Annotated in this window: 3 protein-coding genes; all 3 read left to right on the forward strand. The window is 43.1% G+C overall.

Annotation, left to right across the window (positions count from 1 at the left end; translation table 11 throughout):
• Window positions 1-301 precede the first annotated feature (301 nt).
• A complete protein-coding gene (gene rho / locus V7L97_RS12275) occupies window positions 302-1,552 on the forward strand; it encodes a transcription termination factor Rho (protein WP_333656406.1) in 1,251 nt (416 codons plus the stop codon).
• Between the two features lie 75 nt (window positions 1,553-1,627).
• Window positions 1,628-2,023: a PaaI family thioesterase gene (locus V7L97_RS12280; protein ID WP_333656403.1), complete on the forward strand. Its 396-nt coding sequence runs from the start codon at window positions 1,628-1,630 to the stop codon at window positions 2,021-2,023.
• Window positions 2,024-2,077: 54 nt separating this feature from the next.
• On the forward strand, window positions 2,078-2,260 hold a 183-nt coding region (locus V7L97_RS12285), incomplete at its 3' end, for a hypothetical protein (protein ID WP_333656405.1).

Raw genomic sequence — 2,260 nt, forward strand, 5'->3', positions numbered from 1 at the left:
GATAAATCTTTAACGGGGTTGACAAAGATATAAACATTTTGTATTCTAAATATAATCATTCTGATTATCCCCTCCTGAATTAAGTCCAGAGTTGGGCCAGAGTTAGGGATAATTCGTAGAAACAATGCAAAGATCAAAAGGCAAAACTCAAAAACCAAGCAATTCATCTTTGGTTGAAAAATCATTAAGCCAATAAATCATCGAGAGTTAATGTATTAAAATCGATTATTATTTAAACCAATTTGCTCAATAACTAACTATCATAATGACCCAGAGAGGTAAAAAACATATGGAAAACTACATTTCAATTTCGGAATTGAAAGAAAAGAACATTGATGGACTCACGCACCTTGCCAAGGAGCTCAATGTGGAAGGCGCCACAGGCATGAGGAAGCAGGAGCTTATTTTCGCCATCCTTCAGGCGCAGGCAGAGAAGGCCGGCAATGTCTATGGCTCGGGTGTTCTGGAGATACTCCCTGACGGTTTCGGATTTCTCCGCTCCCCGGATTACAGTTACCTGCCCTCTCCCGATGACATATATGTATCCCCTTCGCAAATCAGAAGGTTTACATTAAGGACCGGTGATTTTGTATCGGGGCAGATAAGGCCTCCGAAGGAAAATGAAAGGTATTTCGCACTCCTGAAGGTGGAGACCATAAATAATGAATCTCCAGAAGACAATGTAAGCCGTCCGTTATTTGATAACCTTACACCCTATTACCCGACAGAAAAAGTAAACCTTGAGTACCAGACAGAGGATTACTCTATGAGGGTTATGGACCTTATAACACCCATAGGCAAGGGACAGCGTGGACTCATAGTAGCAGCACCGAGGACTGGAAAGACGATGCTCCTCCAGTCTATAGCAAAGGCAATTAAAAAGAACCACAAGGAGATACACCTCATAATACTCCTGATAGACGAAAGACCCGAGGAAGTAACAGATTGGAAAAGGCAGGTAAGCACTGCTGAAATTATAAGCTCCACCTTTGATGAGCCTCCACAGAGGCATTGTCAGGTCTCGGAAATGGTTATCGAAAGGGCAAAAAGATTGGTAGAGACAAAGAGGGATGTCGTTATCCTCCTTGACAGTATAACAAGGCTTGCAAGGGCTTATAATACAATAACTCCGACAAGCGGAAAGGTACTGTCAGGCGGGCTCGATGCCAATGCCCTTCAGAGACCCAAGAGATTTTTTGGCACAGCAAGAAGCATTGAAGAAGGCGGGAGCCTTACCATACTTGCAACTGCACTTGTGGATACCGGAAGCAGGATGGACGATGTCATATTCGAGGAATTCAAGGGAACAGGCAACATGGAACTCCACCTCGACCGCAAGCTCGTGGACAAGAGGATATTCCCGAGCATTGACATCAATTCATCCGGAACAAGAAAGGAAGAACTGCTCGTTGCTGCGGATGTCCTGAACAAGATGTGGATACTCAGAAAGGTACTGAATCCTTTAAGCACTGTGGAAAGCATGGAATTCCTGCTCAGCAAGCTCAAAGGGGCGAAGAACAACAAAGATTTCCTTGAGATGATGAACAAATAGTAAATAGGTTGATGGGTGAATGAGTCAATGGGTGAAAACTCATATACTCATTTACTCATATACTCATTGCCAAAAATGAAATTGGAAGACGACAATTACTGTTTTGCATGTGGCAAAAACAACCAGTGCGGACTTAAGCTATCCTTTAATTATTCAAACGGCAAACTCACCACCGAGTTTATACCTTCCAAAATTTATCAGGGCTACAAGGACATAACACATGGTGGGGTAATAACCACCGTCCTCGATGAGGCCATGATACAGGCCGCCATAGCAGAGGGGCTAATGCCCGTAACTGCAGAAATAAATGTGAGGTTCAAAATGCCTTTAATGGCAAACGAAAAGACAATAGCAGAGGCAGAAATAACAAAGAAGAACTCAAGGCTCATCGAAGCACGGTCCCGTCTTGTAAAGGCATCAGACGGCACTGTCATTGCCGAGGCATCCGCAAAAATGGTCCCGTCAAAATAATCTAACCCTTTAAGTTTATATAACCTGCTGTTTTTTTTGCTATCATATAGAGAAATGAAAAGCTATTTATTTATAGTCGGCACACTTATAGCAGTAATCTCCGCCCTTATCACGTTAAATGTCTTCTTCCAACAGTCCCTCCAGATGGACATGGCAGAACAGTTCAACAAACAACAGTCGCTGCTCTCCAAGTCCATAGCCGACAACATCGGGGCATATCTGTATTTCATAAAACAG

This window comes from Dissulfurispira sp. (assembly GCF_036745535.1).
Lineage (GTDB): Bacteria > Nitrospirota > Thermodesulfovibrionia > Thermodesulfovibrionales > Dissulfurispiraceae > Dissulfurispira.